This window comes from Cyanobacterium aponinum PCC 10605, from assembly GCF_000317675.1.
Lineage (GTDB): Bacteria > Cyanobacteriota > Cyanobacteriia > Cyanobacteriales > Cyanobacteriaceae > PCC-10605.
Map to the genome: position 1 here is coordinate 1,277,066 of NC_019776.1, position 19,369 is coordinate 1,296,434.

Below are 19,369 nucleotides of genomic sequence, written 5' to 3' on the forward strand. Positions count from 1 at the left end.
TTATGATTAAAAACTCTTTAAATGATTATATTAATTTAATTAGACCAACTATTTCTACTGATATTATTGATGAGAATAATTGGCAAAATATTAGTAAAGTTGCTCAATATCTTCCTAGTGCTTTAACTACTTTTTTTGGCTTTGAATCTCGTTTAGGAACACCAAAAGCTCATTGTGATTTTCTTTTGTGTGCAGATGCTACAGAAACAGGAAAAAAAGTATTAGGGGATAAAGAATATTCTATTCAATTATCGGAAAATTTGTTAATTCATCCTGTTTGGAAAAATGTTAATATTTTTGGTCAATTATGGAATGATAAGGGTTCGATTTTATCGGAGAAAATTAATAATATTTGGTTAGAATTTGATATTGATGAGACACTAGATAATATCCCGATTCCCAGTTGTTTTTTTGCTCCTCAAGCTATTTATGCTAATCAAGCGGATGAGGCGATTAAGTGGGTTTGTGATACGGCTTTAAATTTGTTAAGGGGAAAATCCATTAATCCTGAAATTCAGGCAAAATTATTAACTTGTTTACAATCATTGCCTTCTGGTGCTTATGTTTTTCAAATAGGTTTAATGTTAGCAAGGGAAAGCGATTTTATTCGGGTTTGTATCCGTGATATTTCTCACACAAAAGTTATTGAATTTTTACAAAAAATTGGTTGGATTGGTTCTGTTAATGAATTAAAAAGTCTTTTAAATGATTTAGCTCAATACTGCGATCGCATCGATTTAGATATAGATATAGGGAGCGAAATAGCTCCTAAAATTGGTTTAGAATGTTATTTAGAAAGACAACCTTCTCTTAACCCTAAATGGCAATTATTTTTAGAATATTTATTAGAAAAAGGGTTAGTAATTCCAGAAAAAAAAGATGCTTTACTCAATTATACGGGATATATAAGAGAGAAAGATTACCCTGAATTATGGCCCAAAAACTTATCTAAATTGTCGAGTTTAATTGGCTCTCAATATCAAAGAATTTTCTTTAAAAGTTTGCATCATATAAAAGTAGTTTATCAGGAGAATAAATGTTTAGAAGCTAAAGCCTATTTAGCGGTAATGAATACTCTAATTGATCAGCAAAGAATACAAAAATCAAAGGAATTTAAAAATAATAGTATTCAGATAAATAATTTTCTGTCCGAACAAGAAAATAAACAATTATTAAACTTTATTATTCGTAATAAAAATCAATTTCAATCAGCTACTCTTCATGAAGATTATCAAAATTTAGGCAGGAAAGAAGAAAATTATCGTCTTTCTTCAGTATTATTTGATTTCCCTGAATGGGAAACTATAATGCGCGATCGCATCTCCTCCATTTTACCTGATGTGATAGATAAACTAGGCATTCCGCCCTTTCCTGTTGCCCACATAGAAGCTCAAATTACAGCCCATAATGATCATAATTACTTCAAACTTCATAACGATAACGGCACACTAGAAAGCTCAGGACGAGTGCTTACATTTGTATATTATTTGTGTCAAGAACCACAACCATTTACAGGAGGTGAATTAAAAATTTACAACAGCACCAGCCCCGAAAATTTAAAACCAGATAGTATTAAAACTATTGAGCCTATTAATAATAGTATCGTCTTTTTTCTTAGTCAATATATGCACGAAGTAAGGCCAGTAAATTGCCCTTCTCAAGATTTTGCCCACAGTCGTTTTACCGTCAATGGTTGGATTTGGAGAAAAAATTAACCATTAATACTTATAATACTTATTACTTATTAACTATGCAAGTATCAGAAATTTTACAAACTCTCCCCCATTCCCTTGAATGGATGGTATTATTTAACATCAGCGCGATCGAACCTTTAACCGATCATAATACTATTAAGGCAATGTATCATCTGCCCGAAGATGTGGATTTAAAGCCTTATTCTCACGTGGTTTTAACTAGCGAAGGTCGATTTTTAGCATCTGGGGATAATTTTCAATTATTTGATCCTGTATCTGGAAAACGTTGGTCAAAAGAAAATATCAAGGATAATTTATATACCAGATTTTCGCCTCAGCTAAATTTATTCTCCGTTGATGAAGCCGATTGCCTAGGATTAGGAGAACAAAACCCTTACTCTCCCGTTTTACTTCATGTTAAAATCGCAGAAGGTTATGGACAAGCTCAAGCAATATTTGACCATCAACCCAATTTTGACCATTATCCTCTTTTAAAAGCAGTAGGAGTTAAGTTTCTTTCAGGAGAGATAAAAAACTCTTACTACTTAGCAAAATTTCAAAATCGTTTACCCATTCATATTCATGCAGGGATTCTATCTCACTTTAGTAGAACTGCACATTGTAACCTCTTTTTCTTACAACATGGAAATATTGATCCACCTTTAGAAGAAGGGTTATGGAAAGCCTCAGAAGTACGCAGTAATTGGGGTAAAAATTACAACTTAACAATTTTAGCAAACCTTGTTAATCAGTTAGAGGAAAAACCCTTAGCGATGGTGTGTCAACCTCCTCCACCGCAACCATTATTTGGCTATGGCGATTTAGTGCCTTTAGGGTTTGTTTTAAGAGCCTTAAATCTTGCTACGGATGAAAATACAATTAACTCAAAAGATAAATTAGAGAAATTTTTGCTTAGTAAACAAGAAGGCAAACTCTGGGCTTTTCATAGTCAAAGATTAGTTACCGCAACGGATTCAGCTTTGGTTTTACAAGGTTTTAATTTACCTGAGTCGGTAGAGGCATTGGAAGTTTTTGCAGATGGTAAGGGCGGTTACTATCCTCAACTTTGGTCTGAAGAAAAACAAGAGGGTAAGATGGTTTATGACGACAGTTGCGCCCATTGGTGTCAAGGTGATTATGCCACTACCTGCATGGTAAGAAGTCTAAGAAAAAGGGCAGGATTAGAGAGTAAAACCCCTTTAGATTATTTATTATCTGGTTTTGAGCATCGTAGTGGTTTATATTTTGCGAATCCTTATCTAGTCGATTGGTATTTAGCACAAGCTATTACAGATGAAGAAGAAGGAGACATTTTGAGACAAAAATTAATAACAGAAATTCTCGCTAGTATAAATGAGGATTATTCTTTTGGGTTGTATGATGTCGCTTTTTCTACGGCGTTGGCTATTTTAACTTTAACGGAGTTAGGGGTAAGAAGTAGAACAATTCGAGTAATGCAGTTACGTTTATTAGAGCTAATAGAAGCAAAAACAACTCTAACCATTCCCTTTTACTCTAGTTTAAAAATTGATTCAGAAATTACTTCTCAAAAGGAGTTTTTCACCTTATTAATGGGTCAAAGTTTTACGAAAAATCCTTCTGGTATCAATCAAAAACAAATTCGCAAAATAGGAGAGGAGTATCATGGTATTTCTCTTTATTTGGATACATACCGCTTAATTACTCATTCAACAATGGCTCTTGCGTTAGCTGAAAAATGTGATTTAGAAGACGGTTATTTAGATTTAAGTCATTATCAAGACTATATTCATCCCCGTTATCAGTGTCAAAGTCATTGCGAGTATATTGCTAAGTTTGCTTTACCACCTTATTTATTGGAGGGGCAAAGTTAAAAGGGCAAGGGGCAAAGGAGAGGTGAGTGAGGAGTTAGGAATTATTAATTATTCACTATTAACTATTAGACATCTCCATTAATTGCTAAAACGAGGGCTGAAGCCCTTACTACGAGCCAATTAAAAATATTTTTGGAGAAGTCTATTAACTATTCACTATTCACTACCTTAAGTGACAATTTTATATCTAATTCAGGTTTAATTCTATGAGAACAATTGCAATTTGCGGAAATAACGTTAAAAATATCATTGCTAGTCCTAGTTTTGTGCAATCTTTGCAGATGAATGGGGTTAGGGTTAATTGTGGTTTAATCCATACTCAAGCTATCAAATTTGATCCTAGTCATCCTGAATATCAAGATCATGTTTTAATCAAAATTAAAGGTTTTTCTTGCAACTATCGAGATAAAACTTTGATTTTACAAACTGCCACGGCGGGGGTTGATAATCGTTTTAATGCCGTTGGCTCAGATTGGGTGGCGGAGGTGGTGGATTTTGGTTCTAATGTTACTGATTTACAAAGAGGCGATCGCATCATTAATAATAATGCCTATCCTGATTCTGGGGTGAAAGGACTATTTGAAGGAGTTCCCACTAATCACGGTTCAAAAGAGTATCGAGTGTTACATCGAGCTAAATTGATGAAAATTCCCCCTCAAATGCCTGATGAAGTAGCCGCCGCTTTTAGTATTGGGGCGCAAACCACTTATAGTATGATTCGCAGATTAACTCTTTCTCAAGGGGAAAACGTCTTAGTAACTGCCGCCAAATCCAATACATCTTTATTTGCGATTCAAGGTTTACAAAAACATAATGTCAATGTTTATGCTTCTACCACTTCTCGTAAATTTGAACAAGAGTTATTAGATATGGGGGTAAAAAAAGTTGTGTTGATTGACCCTAATTCCCCTAAATTAATGAGTGAAGAAACTATTGCATCTTTAAAACAGGAAATTACTGGTTTTGATGGTATTATCGATCCTTTTTTTGATGTTCATTGCGATAAATTAATTCCCGCTCTCAATGTTTGGGGTAGATATATCACTTGTGGCTTATATAATCAATATTCTCATTTAACGGGAGAAGAATTTAATTCTATTGGTTTAACTCCTAGCACTATGGTTAATATGATGATCAATAACATTCAGATTATGGGTAATTGTATCGGTTTAACTTCTGATTTAGAAGATGCGATCGCAGATTATGTTTCAGGAAAACTCAAAGTAAATATTGACTCAGTATTCACAGGGAATCAAGTAGCAGAATTTTTTGAACGCACCTATAACGCTAAAGACAGATTTGGCAAAGTCGTTTACTGTTATGACTAAGTTAACTAAGCTACCAGTTATAATATTAGTTATAACAATATATAAAATAAGACAATGTTCAGACTAAAAGTAACTACCGTTGGTAATTCTACAGGAGTTATCTTGCCCAAAGAAGTATTAGCCAAAATGCACGTAGAAAAAGGCGATAATCTTTATCTGACTCCCACTCCTAACGGATTTGAAATTACCCCCTATAATCCCGAATTTGAACAGGAAATGGAAACCGCACGAGAGATAATGAAACAATATCGTAACGCTTTACGAGAATTAGCCAAATGAGTATTCATTGGTTATCAATGCGCTTAGTTATAGCCATTCATCAAGAACAAATTAGCGAACATGGAGGGGCAGATGGTTTAAGGGATAAGGGTTTATTAGAGTCTGCCTTAATACGTCCACAAAATCAATATTACTATCATAAAATTACGAATATTTCATCCTTAGCTTCTACTTATACCTTTAGCATAGTTAAAAATCATCCCTTTATTGATGGTAATAAAAGAACAGGTTTTATTAGTGGAGTAACCTTTTTAATGCTCAATGGTTCTCACTTTACTGCTTCTGAAGTGGAAGTAGTACATATCATCCAAACCTTAGCTAGTGGCAGAATTACCGAGGAAGAATTACAACAATGGTTCGTAAAGAAAAGTAAGCAGATGAATAATTAAAGCATCATTTCATCCTCATTTCATATTCTCCTGTCACCATAGTATGGAAGATTAGGTAAAAATGAGGAAAAAGTTTATTATGACCCAGTATAGTCTAAATAGGCGTAATTTTTTGCAGTTGACGGGGGGTATTGCCACCAGCGTTGTTTTACATCAGATTCTACCCGCATCCGCAAAGAATATAAACTCCAACGGTTATTTAGAAGGGGATGTTATCGACTTAGTGATAGCAGAAACAAAAGTTAAGATAAGCGATCGCTCCTCTAGTGGTAAACTGGTAAATGGTAGCCTACCCTCTCCCACCATCAGACTTAAAGAAGGGCAAAACGTAACCATTAACGTCAAGAATAACTTAAATGAAGATACTTCTATTCATTGGCATGGTTTAATCTTACCAGCAAATATGGATGGAGTACCGGGAGTAAGTTTTCGGGGCATAAAACCAAAGGAAACCTTTACTTATCAATTCCCTGTTAACCAAAGTGGTACTTACTGGTATCATAGCCACAGCAATATGCAAGAACCATTAGGAATGTATGGTGCTATTATTATTGACCCTCTTGAACCTGAACCTTATAAATGCGATCGAGACTATGTAATTATATTATCAGATTGGAGTTTTGAGAATCCCCACGCCATCCTCGCCAATTTGAAAAAGATGCCCACCTATTATAACTATCAAAGACGCACGGTAGCTAATTTAGCGCAAGATTGGAAGTGGAAACAAATGCGGATGGATTCTGCGGATATTGCCGATGTGACGGGGGCGACTTATACTTATTTGATGAATGGTAAAACCAGTAATGATAATTGGACGGGTATTTTTAACAAGGGTGAAAAAGTTAGACTGAGATTTATTAACGCTTCAGCCATGACATTGTTTGATGTGAGAATCCCGAATCTACCCATGACAGTTATACAAGCAGACGGGCAGAATGTGCAACCCGTGACAGTAGATGAGATAAGGATAGGGGTAGCCGAAACCTATGATGTGATTGTTGAACCAGATACCCAAGAGGCTTATACTATATTTGCGGAAAGTCTCGATCGAAGTGGTTATGTTAGAGGTACACTTGGGATAAAAGAAGGGTTATCAGCCGAAATTCCTCCTCGTAGAGAGCGCCCTTTGCGTACAATGGATGATATGGGTATGGATCATAATGCTCATAGTGGTCATAATAATCAATCATCTTCATCAAGTCAAGACCACAGTAACCATAATTCCTCATCATCTAATCATAGCAATCATCAAAGCCCATCGATCGATGGTAGTAACCATAATCAGCATCAAGATCATGATATGTCAAATATGAGTCACAGTGATCATAGTAATCATGATATGTCGAATATGGATCATAGTGATCATAGTAGCCATAATATAAGTGAGAAAGAAACCTTAGATTTTTCATGGCAACCGAGGGGGGAGGATAATAATGGTATCGGTAACGCCGCAACGCCAATGATGGTAAAAAATCGTTTAAATGAAGCAGGAGTTGGCTTAGAAAATGTCAAACATCGAGTATTAGTTTATACGGATTTAAAGAGTGTAAAACCCTTAAAAAACAGAAGAAAATTCGATCGAGAAATAACCCTATATTTAACAGGAAATATGGAGCGTTATATGTGGTCATTTAATGGTAAAAAATACTCAGAAGACAAAGAAATAGACTTTTATTATGGAGAGAGATTAAGACTAACATTTGTCAATGATACCATGATGGAACATCCCATACATTTACACGGGATGTGGATGGAATTAGTTAATGGCAACGGCGATTATCAACCACGAAAACATACAATTATTGTCAAACCAGCCGAGAAATTATCCACAGAAATTGACGTTGATGCAAAAGGAAAATGGGCTTTTCATTGCCATTTAATGTATCACATGGATGTGGGAATGTTTCGGACTATTAATGTTATTTCCTAAAAAATAATAGTATTAAAGCCTAAAATTTTTATAAAAAAATTCATGCCTTTTATTAGGGTGAGCATTCTTCCTTTATGTCTCCTTATTTTACCTCTAAAGAGGTAACTACAAACTTAATCAAAAAATTTAGATAATTAATTATATCAATGCTATATAAGAGTAAATTTATAGTGCGATCGAGTCTTATATCCTGTTTAATTTTAACTAATTTTGTTCATCAAATTAAAGCCCAAGAAATAAAGGAAACCATTATTAAAAAGCCATTAATTGTTAATAATTTTATTGATGAAAATAACTACCAAGAAAAACAAGAATTTTTTAAGCAATTTAAAGATGACCAATACTTAAATCAAGAAAAAAACTTTACTTTTGCTCAACATAATCATAACAACAATAATAATCAAGAAAATGATTTTGGTGATCCCATCGACGATAATCAAATTTTTTATAAAATCCTGTTTGATCAATTAGAATATCAAGTTAATGATAGTCAAAATATTTTTAATTGGGATATTCAAGGATGGATAGGGGGAGACTATCAAAAATTATGGGTAAAAACCGAAGGTGATGTTAGTTTTGATGATGGTAATGGAGAAGCAGAATTGCAACTTTTATACAGTAAAATGATTTCTCCTTATTTCGATTTTCAAACAGGTTTAAGATATGATCAACTATACGGAGAGAAAGGAAATAGTCGAGGTTTTGCCGTCATTGGGATTGAAGGATTAGCACCTTACTTTGTAGAAATTGATACCGCTTTATTTATTAGTCATCAAGGAGATATTTCTGCAAGATTTAAAGCCGAAAAAGAATTATTACTCTCCCAAAGATTAGTTTTACAACCGAAAATAGAAACAAATTTAGCCATACAAAAAGTAGAAGAATTTGGTATTGGTAGCGGTTTTAATAACTTAGAATTAGGTTTAAGATTACGCTACGAAATTAATCGTGAATTCGCCCCTTATATTGGTGTTAGTTGGAATAAATTATTTGATGATACTGCTAAATTTGCGGAGGAAGAGGGGGAAAGTAGTGATGATATTAAATTCGTAACAGGAGTGAGATTAATATTTTAAATTAATCCATGAAAAACATCGTATAAGATACAAATCTCACTTTACTAAGTTCGATATAAAATTGTCGATTAAGGTAGGTAACAGGAAATAGTAAACGAGTAAAGGTATGTACTATTGAGATAAATTCAGTTTAAATTGATTTTAAGTAAATTTTTCCCAAAATTAGTGATTTTTTAGAAGACAATTTTGTTGATTATAGGTATCAAATTCCTATTCTTCAATACTTTTTTCATCGAACTCTGGTTCATTTGGTTTTCTAGCTCAACCTACTCTTTATTTTAGTGTTGATGATGCCCTTTATGATCTTCTTCTTTATCTTTTTCTTCTTTTTTATCATCATTATCTTTCGTAAATCTATTATTATTTATTTCATATGGAGACTTATATTTTTCTCGAAAATGAGAATATCCTTCGTGACTAAAAACAGGAGAAATACTAAGAGTAAAATTAAATATTAATCCTGTAAAAAATAACAAACTAATTAACAATTTACTCATGATTTGAAAATCTTTTTACTAAATAATAATCGTTATTGTAACTATCAATTATGAAATCACTATGAAAAAGAATTTTTCTCTATCTTAATCAATCTGATCAATTATCTTAAGTGATCATCCGAACTTAATATAACCTGAGTTCGGGATAAATTTTTATCTATGAGTGGTGGGAAAAAAAAGAAAATAGACAATCACGGTTTTGCTTTGATTGAACAAATAATTCAACAAAAGCCCGATCTGATTTTTTCAGAGTTATGCCAATTGTTCAAAGAGAAAACTGGGGTAAAAGTCAGTGAACCAACCATGTATCGATATGTCCAAAAATTAAATATTACCAGAAAAAAAAGTCTATCCGCCAGTGAGCAACAAAGAGATGATATAAAAAAAACGACACGAATATCGGGGGTGGCTCGATTTTGTCGATATTAACTACTTAGTCTATGTAGGCGAGTCAGGGGTAAATTTAGGGATGACTCGTTTTTATGGTTGAGAAAAAATAGGGGAAAGAGTGGTGATGGACTGTCCCAGAAACAAAGGTAAGAATATCTGTCAGGCAAAAAGCATTTAAAAGAAAGAATACACAATTGTCAATATTGTGGTTATACAGCACCAAGAGATGTTGTGAGTGCAGAGGTAATTAAAAATAGAGAATTAATAGCGGTAGGGCATACCGTAAATCAAAATGCTTACGGAGACGTACTGACGGGGATTAGTCAAGATTTGATTAGTCTAGTTAAGTGTCTGTGAGGTAAGAATCGCTCGTTACAATCTTTGATTTAACGGGTGAGTGTCAAATCATAACTACTGTAATAGAATCAATATTAATTAACTTTTAGAGTCCAATCTTCTTCAATGGGTTCATAACCAATATCAATTTCCTCCTTTTCAATAATACTTCTCACTTTTTCAAAAACCTCTATTCCTTTAGGTCTAATTGCGGCAATAATATATTCTTGATCTCGTTTTTCCCTAACATCTCTAATTAATTGTAAAAAAGCTGAATTAGAATTTTCCAGTTGATTTGTAGGAATAAATTCTTCACTAGGGTATATAACTACCCCATCTTCTCTACATTCTATATAACGAGGCTGTTTTTGTTGATTAGCACCATCTTCCGCTTGGGCAATAATCTTAACTTCTGGGTTAGAATCTAAAGTCTGAGTACTGACTACAATAATTAATAAAATTAAACTGCCAATAGTACAAGCTAAAACCGAGAGAAATGGAAATAATTCTAGTTCTATTTTTTTATGAGATTTTCTAGTCCTAGACATGGTGATATTTTGAATATTTAAGGATAATTTAAAGTTTCTTAATTTTTATAATTCTTCATTCTTAATTTTAGTTATCAATTTGCTCCACTAAACGAATAACCCTAGGTTTACTTAAGTCTTGTAATGTAGGTTGAATATTTGTAATTTTGTCTTGAATATTGACTAATGTTTTTTCAATATCACCGACATTATGTAAAACTTCGACTATTTTTTCTAGGTTAGATTGTAAAGATTTTAACTCAGCAATTCTCGCACTAGATGCTTCTAAAGAAGTAACTTTTTCTTCTAAACTGACGGCGGCTTTATTTAATTGTTGACTGATAGCTTGAGATGCTTCTACTAAACCTTGACTGTTAGTTTCATTATTTTTTTGGACTAAATCCACTAATTCTTTTATGTTAGTAATTATGGATTGATTTAAGTCATTTTGTTGTCCGAAGGTTTGAATAAATTTGTTTCTATCTTCTAAAATAACGGCATTGACTTCTTTAATTGTATTAAGTAATTGTTGCTCTTGTTCATAAATTTTATGAAACTGATTCACAAATTCTGTTACTAAATTTTTAGCGGCTTCTTGAGCATAAATTTGAGCGGGAGAAATTAATTCTTCTGGAGTGGGAAGTGCTTCTTTTATAGGTTTAATTAATTCTTCTTTTGTCGGCAGTTTTTTCTCAAGGGTTGTATTAATTGTATTAACAATAACTTCTGTATTGAGGTCATTTTTCTCGCCTGTTTGTTTCTCATTTAAACGAGGTAAAATATAATCGTTAATATAAATATCTGTTGCTAAAAGTAAGTTTGATTCCATTCTTTCAATTAAAACAAGGGGAATCATTACAACCACAGATAACAATAGTGCCAATAGGGTGGTATCAAAAGCCACCGCTAAACCACTGGTAACAGTGCCGATGCCTTCTTTTATCTGGTCTATTTCGGCGGTATTTTCCAAAAAGCCAGTAAAACCATTCACCGCACTACTGATGCCTAATACTGTACCAATAAAGCCCAATAGAGGGATAGCCCAGACTAAAATTCTTGGCACTGCGTAGGAAGATTCAGAGGCACTTAGATAAAATGATGAATCATCAAGGGCAAAATTTGTAACGGTTTTTCTACTTCCTGAGTTGATATAGGCATTAATAACTCTCCTTAAGCGATTAGTTATCATGGTGGAGGTGCGAGATAAGTCTTCTTGAAGATGGAGAAGTTGCACTGATTGATGATTTTCAAAGGAAAATTCTTCGGGGATTCCTAACTTTTTAAAAACTTTATTTTCTTTGCTAATTTTCAGATATTTATCAACGGTAATAGTAATAACTAAAAAAGCACAAAAAACGGTTAAAAATTGAGTAAATCCTCTTTTTAATAACAGCATTCCCACATAAGTTTCTTGAAAGGGTAAAGCTAAAACATAAATTAATATTGTGAGGACTAAGGCGGCAATTATTGTATTAAGAAAATTAATGTCTAATTCTTGACGGTTATTATTTTTTTGACCCATGATTGCGAATATTAATAGTTTAGTTGAGAGTATATTTTACATTAGAATATTTCAAATAATAAATAAATTTTATTGATGAAGAGTGATTTTTTCTTAATGTTTAAAGAAAGATTTGATTTGATTATAGATAGTAAATCAGAGATAATAATTTGGATAGGTAAATAGTAGCGTAAAAGTAAGAGAATTGATAATGACAAAGAATGTTGGGGTAATTGGAGGTGGGCAATTAGCATGGATGATGGCTCTTGTTGCACCACAAGAAAATATTAAAATTTATATTCAAACTCCTCATGAGACTGATTCGGCGGTGTGTTTAGGGGAAAGAACTATTTTTGCCCCAGTTGATGATGTGTCGGCAACAGCAGAGTTAGCAAAATATTGTGATGTAATAACTTTTGAAAATGAGTTTGTGGATTTGGAGGGTTTACAGTCTTTGGTGACCGAAGGTGTGTGTTTTTATCCTCGTCTTACAAGTCTTTCCCCTTTATTAGATAAATTTGATCAAAGGTCATTTTTTCAATCACAGGGTTTTCCCGTGCCTCGTTTTTCTCTGTATGAGTCGGATTCGGATTTTCAAAGTTTTTCTTTTCCTTTAGTGTTAAAAGCTCGTCGTCATGGTTATGATGGACAGGGAACTGTAATTGTCAAATCTCCTCTGGAATTACAATCAGCTTTGGAAAAATTTAAACAAACACCATTATTGATAGAAGAATTTGTCCCCTTTGAGAAAGAATTAGCGATAATGGCGGCAAGAAGTGCCACTGGAGAGATTAAAGTTTATCCGGTAGCAGAAACCTATCAAGAAAATCAGGTTTGCCGTTGGGTGATTGCCCCTGCTTTAATTAATCAGGATATTACAGAAAAAATAAGTGCGATCGCATCTAAATTATTAGTAAGTTTAGACTATGTGGGAATATTAGGAATAGAATTATTCATGAAGAATAATGGAGAGGTGTTAATTAATGAAGTTGCCCCTCGCACCCACAATTCTGGACATTATACCCTAGATGCCTGTGAAACTTCCCAATTTGCCATGCAACTACAGACTATCACGGGAAAAAAATTGGGCAATACTCGATTAAAAAGCTCAGGTGCAGTCATGATTAACTTATTGGGCTATGAATCCGCTCAAAGTGAATATTTACCCCAAAGAAAAGAAATAGAACAACTAGGAGCATTTGTACACTGGTATGGTAAAACAGAATCTCGTCAAGGCAGAAAACTAGGTCATGTAACAGTATTATTAGACGAAAAATCCCCTGAAAAAATGTATCACCAAGCCCAAATGATGATCGAAAAAGTAGAATCTATTTGGTATCCCCAGAGGTAATGAGAGGATGGATTTAGGGTTCGGTGTTATTAATTATTTAACCTCAGTTCGGTTTAAGAATATCGGATAAGGTTAGGTGTCAGGTGTTGGGAGAAAATAATAAGTGAAGAGAAGGGGAGGGGGGATAAAGGGCAGGGCTGTTTCAAAATAAAAAATTAGGTTAACTGAGATTAAGTAAGAGTAAAATATACAAGGATTTTTTTCTATTAGTTAAAACTTTATGAACAAAAATCCCCTCATCTCCCTCTCCCCCTATCTCCCGCTCTTTTTCTTTCTCGAAAATGAAACAGCCCCGGGGATAAAGAGGGGTTTGCCCCTTGCCTCTTTCCTAATTCTTGATTTAGCTGTCAGTTATAATAAGCTGTATGTAAAGAAATATTAAGTAATTTTACAAATATAACAATGCAACAGCTAGAAAAACCAATTCAAAAACCATATAGCTTAGAAGACTGGCGAAAAGGTTATGAATCTCAAAAACAAGAATTAGAATATTGGATTGAAGATATAGAAGGAGAAATTCCCCAAGAATTATCAGGTACACTATATCGTAATGGACCTGGATTTTTAGATGTATATGGAACACCTTTACAACATCCCTTTGATGGTGATGGTATGATTACCGCTTTTACTTTTAATGAAGGTAAGTGTTTTTTTCGTAATCGATTCGTTAAAACCAAAGAATTTTTAGAAGAACAAAAAGCTGGTAAAATGCTTTACCGAGGTGTATTTGGTAGCCAAAAACCCGGAGGATGGTTAGCAAACTTATTTGACCTCAAAATTAAGAATATCGCCAATACCAATGTTCTTCACTGGGGGGGTAAACTTCTTGCTTTGTGGGAAGCCGCCCATCCTTATCACCTTAATCCTGAAAACCTTGAAACTGTCGGCTTAGATAACTTAGATGGCATTTTAGAGGCTGGAGAGGTGTTTTCTGCTCATCCTAGAATTGATCCAGCTTCTAGTTTTAACAATGGAAAACCATCTTTAGTTAATTTCGGTGTTAAAACTGGACTTTCTAGCACCATTACTATCTATGAATTGGATGAAAAAGGCAAATTATTACAGAAATATAGTCATATCATTGACGGTTTTTCATTTATTCACGATTTTGTAATTACTCCTAACTACTGTATCTTTTTCCAAAATCCTACTACTTATAATCCTTTTCCTTTCCTTTTCGGTTTGAGAGGTGCAGGAGAATGCGTAAAATTTTTAGACAATCAACCCACCAAAATTATTCTTATCCCTCGTAATGCACCCCATAAAGATGTGATTACCTTGGAAACAGAGGCAGGATTTATTTTTCATCACGCCAATGCCTTTGAAGTAAATGAGCAAGAAATTGTCGTTGATTCTATCTGTTACGCTAAACTGAGTCAAATTGATCCAGATACTAGCTACAAAGAAGTAGATTTTGATAAACTAGCACCCGGTCAACTATGGCGTTTTCAACTTAACTTACAAGATGGTAAAGTTACGAAAAAATTAATTGATCCTCGTTGTGTAGAATTTCCCAGCATTCACCCCAATAAAGTAGGCAGAGATTATCGTTATCTGTTTATTGGTTCTGCTCATCATCCCACAAGTAATGCTCCTTTACAAGCCTTACTCAAATTAGATTTGCAAACTAACGAACAACAGTTCTATTCTTTTGCTCCGAAAGGTTTTGCCGGTGAACCAGTTTTTGTGCCGAAAGCAAATCCTCAATCGGAAGATGATGGCTGGGTATTTAATCTTATCTATGATTCTAGTCGTCATAAATCTGATTTAGTTATTTTTGATGGTCAAGATATTTCTTCTCCTGTGGCTACTTTGCACTTAAAACAACATATACCCTATGGACTTCATGGTAGTTGGAAAAGCAAAAGCTAGTTAATTGAGTTCGGGGTTCTGAGTTCGGGTGTTAGGGGGAAGTTAACTAAACACTTTTGCCTTTTGCCCATTCCCTGTTGCCCTGTCTTAACCTGAGTTTTGGATAAGCTGAAAGCATCCCAACTCGTAGTCAAAAAACCTTATAGCCTCTTAGAAATAACTTAGAAATAACGATAAAATTGCCTTAATCCGAACTGACTTAAACAAGGGGCTTAAGCCCCTTGCTAAAAACCCCTACCACCTGCTGTTCCTGCAACCTGACACCTAACACCTAACCTTATCAGATATTCTTAAACCGAACTGAGGTTGTCTTAATTTTTGCTGTCTATGGGAGAGGATTGATAAAGTAAAAAAAATTGATTAAATATTCCTAAAGTTTGGCTTTTATATACAGGAGTTTTAACTTGATAAATACTAAAAATAAGATAGTTATTTCTGATGGTATTTTCTGATAAAAATTGTTCGATCGCACCTGAACTTTGATCCGCAACAAAGTTACAAGTTAGACTTTTTAAATTACTTAATATATCCTCGGATTTATTAGCATTACAAATTTGATCTTTTAATGAGCCTTGAGTATTTTCAGTAATGAATTCATTAAATTTTTGTTCACTGGGATTGGTGAAGTAACCATACAGAAAAAATGCACCTAATATTAATAAAGAAATTCGAGATAATTTCATAATTTTTATACATAAAATAAACTACAAAAAAATTATTCTTCGGGATAAATATTAGTAATCACTCTGGTACTATTATCTCCTTGGACAGTAATATTTTTATCTCTGAGATTGCCCCATGCTTTAATACCTTTTAAGTTTAAATCGGGATTTAATTGACTATAATAAACATTTCCTTCTGCATTAATTTCCTCATTATCCACATTCCAAAGCATTTTATCTGCATAAATTTCTGACTCCTTATCTTTTGTTTCTCCGTAAATTCCTTCTTGTAAATAAACCTGATTTTCCTCCAAGTTAAATTTAACAAAATTGGCGGTTAAAGTAGTTCCTTTGTCTGGTTGTATCAACTTAGTTGGTTGATTAGATTCCATGATGCGATCGCCATAATACCAAACAACACGATTTGTTGCCGCTTGCAGAGAAGGCTTAATAGATTGATACTCCACATTCCCACTTATGACGGCTACGCTATTATTCAAATCAACTTCTACTTGTTGGCTATTTAGTTTATCCGTGATAATTTTTTCATCAAAACGAATCATATTTAAAGGCTTATTACCAATCACTTTATCTTGAGGGATTCGCCAATATAAATGTTCCGTAGTTAATTGTAAAGTTGGCTTATTTGTGGTTGCGAAAACATCTTTACTTAACTCTAAAACCTGATTTTTAGTATTATATATTCCTTCCTTTGCCGTCACCACTAATTTTTCATGACTAGCCTTAATTTTATCTTTTCCCGTTACAACCAAAAAATTATCCTCTGGTTTCCAAACTACTTCTTCTCCTCTAAATTCAGCTTTATTCCGAGGATCAATAACTAAAATATTGCCCTCTAAAAAAATTTCCTTACCTTCTTTTGTTACCTCTCCTCTATCGGCTTTCACTTTCAAAATAATCTCATTATTTTCAAATAAATTACCTACTATTTCTTCGATTTTTGCACTTTGATTATCTTGAGCATAAATTGCTTTTTCCGTACTAATTCTCCAAAGAGTATTACCATCAGCATTAGACTGTTCAATAGTAGAGTTGTAAAGAACTAAACCTTGTTCAACTTCCCTATTCGCTTCATTATCATTAACTTCTTGAGGAGGTTGACTATTTCCCTGACAACTAACTAAGAAAAAGCACAAGCAAAGAAAAGCAAAAGATTTTTTAATGAACATTATTTGTTTTCAATAAGCCTTAAAATTGTTAACTAAAAATAAATCAAAACTGAAAATTTCATATCAAAGATTTATCCAGTTTTAGCTGTGCCTCCGACATCAAATCCTCTTGAAGATGATCCACAAAAAGAATGCCATTAAGATGATCTAATTCATGTTGAATAATTCTAGCGATAAAATTATTATATTGTTTTCGATGCCATTGACCATCACGGGTAAAATATTCTACCTCTATATCTCGATAACGGGCAACCATGCCTCTTTTTTGCCTAACACTTAAACATCCTTCTTCCTTTATCACTATCTCTTGAGAATGGCTAACAATCAAGGGATTTATCATGGCAAACGGTGACATATAAGGTGCGTCAGGATAACGAATATTGGGATGAGAAGCCACGACAATGATTCTTTTTGATATTCCCACTTGAGGGGCAGCAATGCCAACACCGTGAGACTTGAGAGTTAAATCTAATAATTCATCGATGAGATTTTGTGTTTCTTGGCAGTGAATATCTTCAACTTCTTGTGCAATTTCCCTTAAAACTGGTTCACCTATTTGTAAAATTTCCTTGATCATAATCACATTTTGAAAACCATTATTTAACAACCAATTATCTGTCCTAGTATATCGTTTTCCCTAATCACATCAACTGAATGTATAAACCAACCGCATTACCTGACTATTATTGGTATCGAGCAACACAAATTTTTCCAAACTTCTTTTTATACTTCTCTTAATTATTTCTTAATTTTTTCTTAAATAACTGGTGTGAGGTCTTCAATGTCGAAAAAAAATATCTATTGCCTAGCCACAGTTTTAAGTGTCTTAGCAAATCCCGCTATTACCCAAGAAACTCTATACAGTTTCAATGAACCAGATTCGATGGCACAAATTAATTCCGTGTCACAATTGAGAGATGTTTCTCCTACTGATTGGGCATTTGAAGCCTTAAGAAGTTTGGTTGAGCGTTATGGTTGTATTGTTGGCTATCCCGATCGCACCTACCGAGGAAATAGAGCCTTAAGTAGATACGAGTTTGCCGCAGGTTTAAACGCTTGTATGCAACAAATGGAAAGACTTATTGCCCAAAGTGAAAGCGTGTTAAAAGAAGATATAGAAACCCTCAAACGCTTGATGGCAGAATTTGAAACAGAATTAGCCGCCCTTGGTACAAGAGTTGACAACCTCGAAGGAAGAGTGGCATTTTTAGAAGATCATCAATTTTCTACTACCACCAAACTAGGAGGAGAAGTTACTTTTACCCTTGCTCAAGCCTTTGGTGATAAAGTTACTAATCCAAATACTGGTATTAGCGAAGATTTAGACACTCAGGCAGTTTTAACTACTAGAGTAAGACTTCAATTAGCCACCAGTTTTACAGGTAAAGATGTGTTATTCACTCGCTTAACGGCGGGTAATTTAGGAGCATCTTTTGCGGGTCAAACCTTCACCGATGAAGGGCGTTTTGCTTATGATGGACAGTTAAACAATGACGTTACAATCGATCGTCTTCATTACTACTTTCCTATTAACGACAATCTCAGAATGTTTGTTATGGCAAGTTTAGGGGGACACCACTTCTACGCAGACACCTTTAACCCCGGTTTAGAAGCAGGAGGAGGAGCAAACGGTGCATTGTCTCGATTTGCAGAAAGAAACCCCTTATATCGTCTTGGTTTAGGTGGTCAAGGAGTAGGTTTCCGATACAAACTAGGCACTAACTTTGAACTATCCGCAGGTTACTTAGCAAGAGGAGGAAATGACCCTTCCGAGGGGCGAGGTTTATTCAATGGTAATTACTCCGCTATGGGGCAATTAGTCTATAAACCCACTGACAGAATTAAATTTGGTTTTAGCTATTTAAACGGCTATGATCCTAACGGAGTGGGTTCCGCATTTTCCTTCGGAGGTACGGGAACAAGATTTGCCAACTTACAATTAACAGGTTTAGGAGTTCCTAACCGACCAATTTCTAGCAATTCCTATGGCTTACAAGGTCAATTTGATATTACTCCTAATTTCAGTCTTCGGGCTTGGGGGGGTTATACTTCCGCCAAACTAATCGGCTTGGGTGAAGGAGAAATTTGGAACTATGCCCTTGCTTTAGCCTTCCCAGATTTAGGAAAAGAAGGAAGCATGGGGGCAATTATCGTTGGTGCTGAACCCTATTTAGGGGGTTTAGATGTACCTCAAAATCCTCGCTTAATCAACGATACTCCTTTACACGTGGAAGTTTCTTATAAATATCCTCTGACGGATAATATTACACTAACTCCCGGTTTAATTGTTTTAGCGGCACCGAATCAAAATAGTGGCAGAAATGATCCTATTTATATAGGTACTATTAGAACAACCTTTACCTTTTAATTGCCCCTACTCGCTCCTTATACTAATAGCCTAGATGAGTTCAGGTATTGGAGAGTAATAAGCAATAAATAATAAGTAATGAGAAAGGGAGATGAGTTAGGGATTGGGGGTTTTTAATTATTCACT

17 protein-coding genes are annotated in these 19,369 nt (G+C 34.2%); 11 read left to right on the plus strand and 6 right to left on the minus strand.

The genetic code is table 11. The annotated features are described in order from the left end of the window. Nucleotides 1-2: 2 nt before the first annotated feature. From CYAN10605_RS17765 to CYAN10605_RS05305, 7 genes are all read left to right on the plus strand, one after another. Nucleotides 3-1,715, plus strand: coding sequence for a 2OG-Fe(II) oxygenase (locus CYAN10605_RS17765; protein WP_015218904.1), 1,713 nt, complete (start codon nt 3-5; stop codon nt 1,713-1,715). Nucleotides 1,716-1,750: 35 nt separating this feature from the next. Next, the gene (locus CYAN10605_RS05280; protein WP_015218905.1) at nt 1,751-3,547 is read left to right on the plus strand and encodes a hypothetical protein; all 1,797 of its coding nucleotides are present in this window, start codon (nt 1,751-1,753) and stop codon (nt 3,545-3,547) included. Nucleotides 3,548-3,753: 206 nt separating this feature from the next. Continuing rightward, on the plus strand, nt 3,754-4,875 hold the full coding sequence (locus tag CYAN10605_RS05285) for a quinone oxidoreductase family protein (protein WP_015218906.1): 1,122 nt from the start codon (nt 3,754-3,756) through the stop codon (nt 4,873-4,875). A 54-nt stretch (nt 4,876-4,929) separates the two neighbouring features. Further along, nucleotides 4,930-5,154, plus strand: a complete 225-nt coding sequence (locus CYAN10605_RS05290; protein WP_015218907.1) for an AbrB/MazE/SpoVT family DNA-binding domain-containing protein — start codon at nt 4,930-4,932, stop codon at nt 5,152-5,154. Continuing rightward, on the plus strand, nt 5,151-5,543 hold the full coding sequence (locus CYAN10605_RS05295) for a type II toxin-antitoxin system death-on-curing family toxin (protein ID WP_015218908.1): 393 nt from the start codon (nt 5,151-5,153) through the stop codon (nt 5,541-5,543). The genes CYAN10605_RS05290 and CYAN10605_RS05295 overlap by 4 nt, the downstream gene beginning before the upstream one ends. Nucleotides 5,544-5,622: 79 nt before the next feature. Then, entirely contained in the window at nt 5,623-7,473 is a 1,851-nt protein-coding gene (locus CYAN10605_RS05300) for a copper resistance system multicopper oxidase (RefSeq protein ID WP_015218909.1), read from the plus strand. Nucleotides 7,474-7,619: 146 nt separating this feature from the next. After that, a complete protein-coding gene (locus CYAN10605_RS05305) occupies nt 7,620-8,549 on the plus strand; it encodes a copper resistance protein B (protein WP_015218910.1) in 930 nt (309 codons plus the stop codon). Nucleotides 8,550-8,827: 278 nt separating this feature from the next. On the opposite strand, the gene CYAN10605_RS05310 is transcribed toward CYAN10605_RS05305, so the two are convergent. After that, nucleotides 8,828-9,046 (minus strand): hypothetical protein, encoded by a 219-nt coding sequence (locus tag CYAN10605_RS05310; protein WP_015218911.1) that lies wholly within the window; start codon nt 9,044-9,046, stop codon nt 8,828-8,830. Between the two features lie 159 nt (nt 9,047-9,205). On the opposite strand from CYAN10605_RS05310, the gene CYAN10605_RS05315 reads away from it, so the two are divergent. Beyond that, a complete protein-coding gene (locus CYAN10605_RS05315) occupies nt 9,206-9,475 on the plus strand; it encodes a COG3415 family protein (protein ID WP_041922427.1) in 270 nt (89 codons plus the stop codon). Nucleotides 9,476-9,867: 392 nt separating this feature from the next. Here CYAN10605_RS05315 and CYAN10605_RS05320 read toward each other — a convergent pair whose 3' ends face one another. Both CYAN10605_RS05320 and CYAN10605_RS05325 read right to left on the minus strand, forming a co-directional pair. Beyond that, the gene (locus tag CYAN10605_RS05320) at nt 9,868-10,320 is read right to left on the minus strand and encodes a hypothetical protein (protein WP_015218912.1); all 453 of its coding nucleotides are present in this window, start codon (nt 10,318-10,320) and stop codon (nt 9,868-9,870) included. 67 nt (nt 10,321-10,387) lie between these two features. Beyond that, nucleotides 10,388-11,821, minus strand: a complete 1,434-nt coding sequence (locus CYAN10605_RS05325) for a MotA/TolQ/ExbB proton channel family protein (RefSeq protein ID WP_015218913.1) — start codon at nt 11,819-11,821, stop codon at nt 10,388-10,390. Nucleotides 11,822-12,008: 187 nt separating this feature from the next. Here CYAN10605_RS05325 and CYAN10605_RS05330 point away from each other — a divergent pair, with 187 nt between their 5' ends. After that, complete coding sequence (locus CYAN10605_RS05330) at nt 12,009-13,151, plus strand: 5-(carboxyamino)imidazole ribonucleotide synthase (protein ID WP_370670893.1); 1,143 nt, start codon at nt 12,009-12,011, stop codon at nt 13,149-13,151. Nucleotides 13,152-13,553: 402 nt separating this feature from the next. Continuing rightward, entirely contained in the window at nt 13,554-15,023 is a 1,470-nt protein-coding gene (locus CYAN10605_RS05335) for a carotenoid oxygenase family protein (RefSeq protein ID WP_015218915.1), read from the plus strand. A gap of 311 nt (nt 15,024-15,334) precedes the next feature. On the opposite strand, the gene CYAN10605_RS05340 is transcribed toward CYAN10605_RS05335, so the two are convergent. The 3 genes from CYAN10605_RS05340 to def are packed head-to-tail and all read right to left on the minus strand — an operon-like array spanning nt 15,335 to nt 17,452. Continuing rightward, on the minus strand, nt 15,335-15,706 hold the full coding sequence (locus CYAN10605_RS05340) for a DUF4359 domain-containing protein (protein WP_015218916.1): 372 nt from the start codon (nt 15,704-15,706) through the stop codon (nt 15,335-15,337). Nucleotides 15,707-15,738: 32 nt separating this feature from the next. Then, the gene (gene lptC, locus CYAN10605_RS05345) at nt 15,739-16,875 is read right to left on the minus strand and encodes an LPS export ABC transporter periplasmic protein LptC (protein ID WP_015218917.1); all 1,137 of its coding nucleotides are present in this window, start codon (nt 16,873-16,875) and stop codon (nt 15,739-15,741) included. Nucleotides 16,876-16,933: 58 nt separating this feature from the next. Further along, nucleotides 16,934-17,452 (minus strand): peptide deformylase, encoded by a 519-nt coding sequence (def, locus tag CYAN10605_RS05350; protein ID WP_015218918.1) that lies wholly within the window; start codon nt 17,450-17,452, stop codon nt 16,934-16,936. Nucleotides 17,453-17,656: 204 nt separating this feature from the next. Here def and CYAN10605_RS05355 point away from each other — a divergent pair, with 204 nt between their 5' ends. Beyond that, complete coding sequence (locus CYAN10605_RS05355; RefSeq protein ID WP_015218919.1) at nt 17,657-19,243, plus strand: iron uptake porin; 1,587 nt, start codon at nt 17,657-17,659, stop codon at nt 19,241-19,243. Nucleotides 19,244-19,369 lie beyond the last annotated feature (126 nt).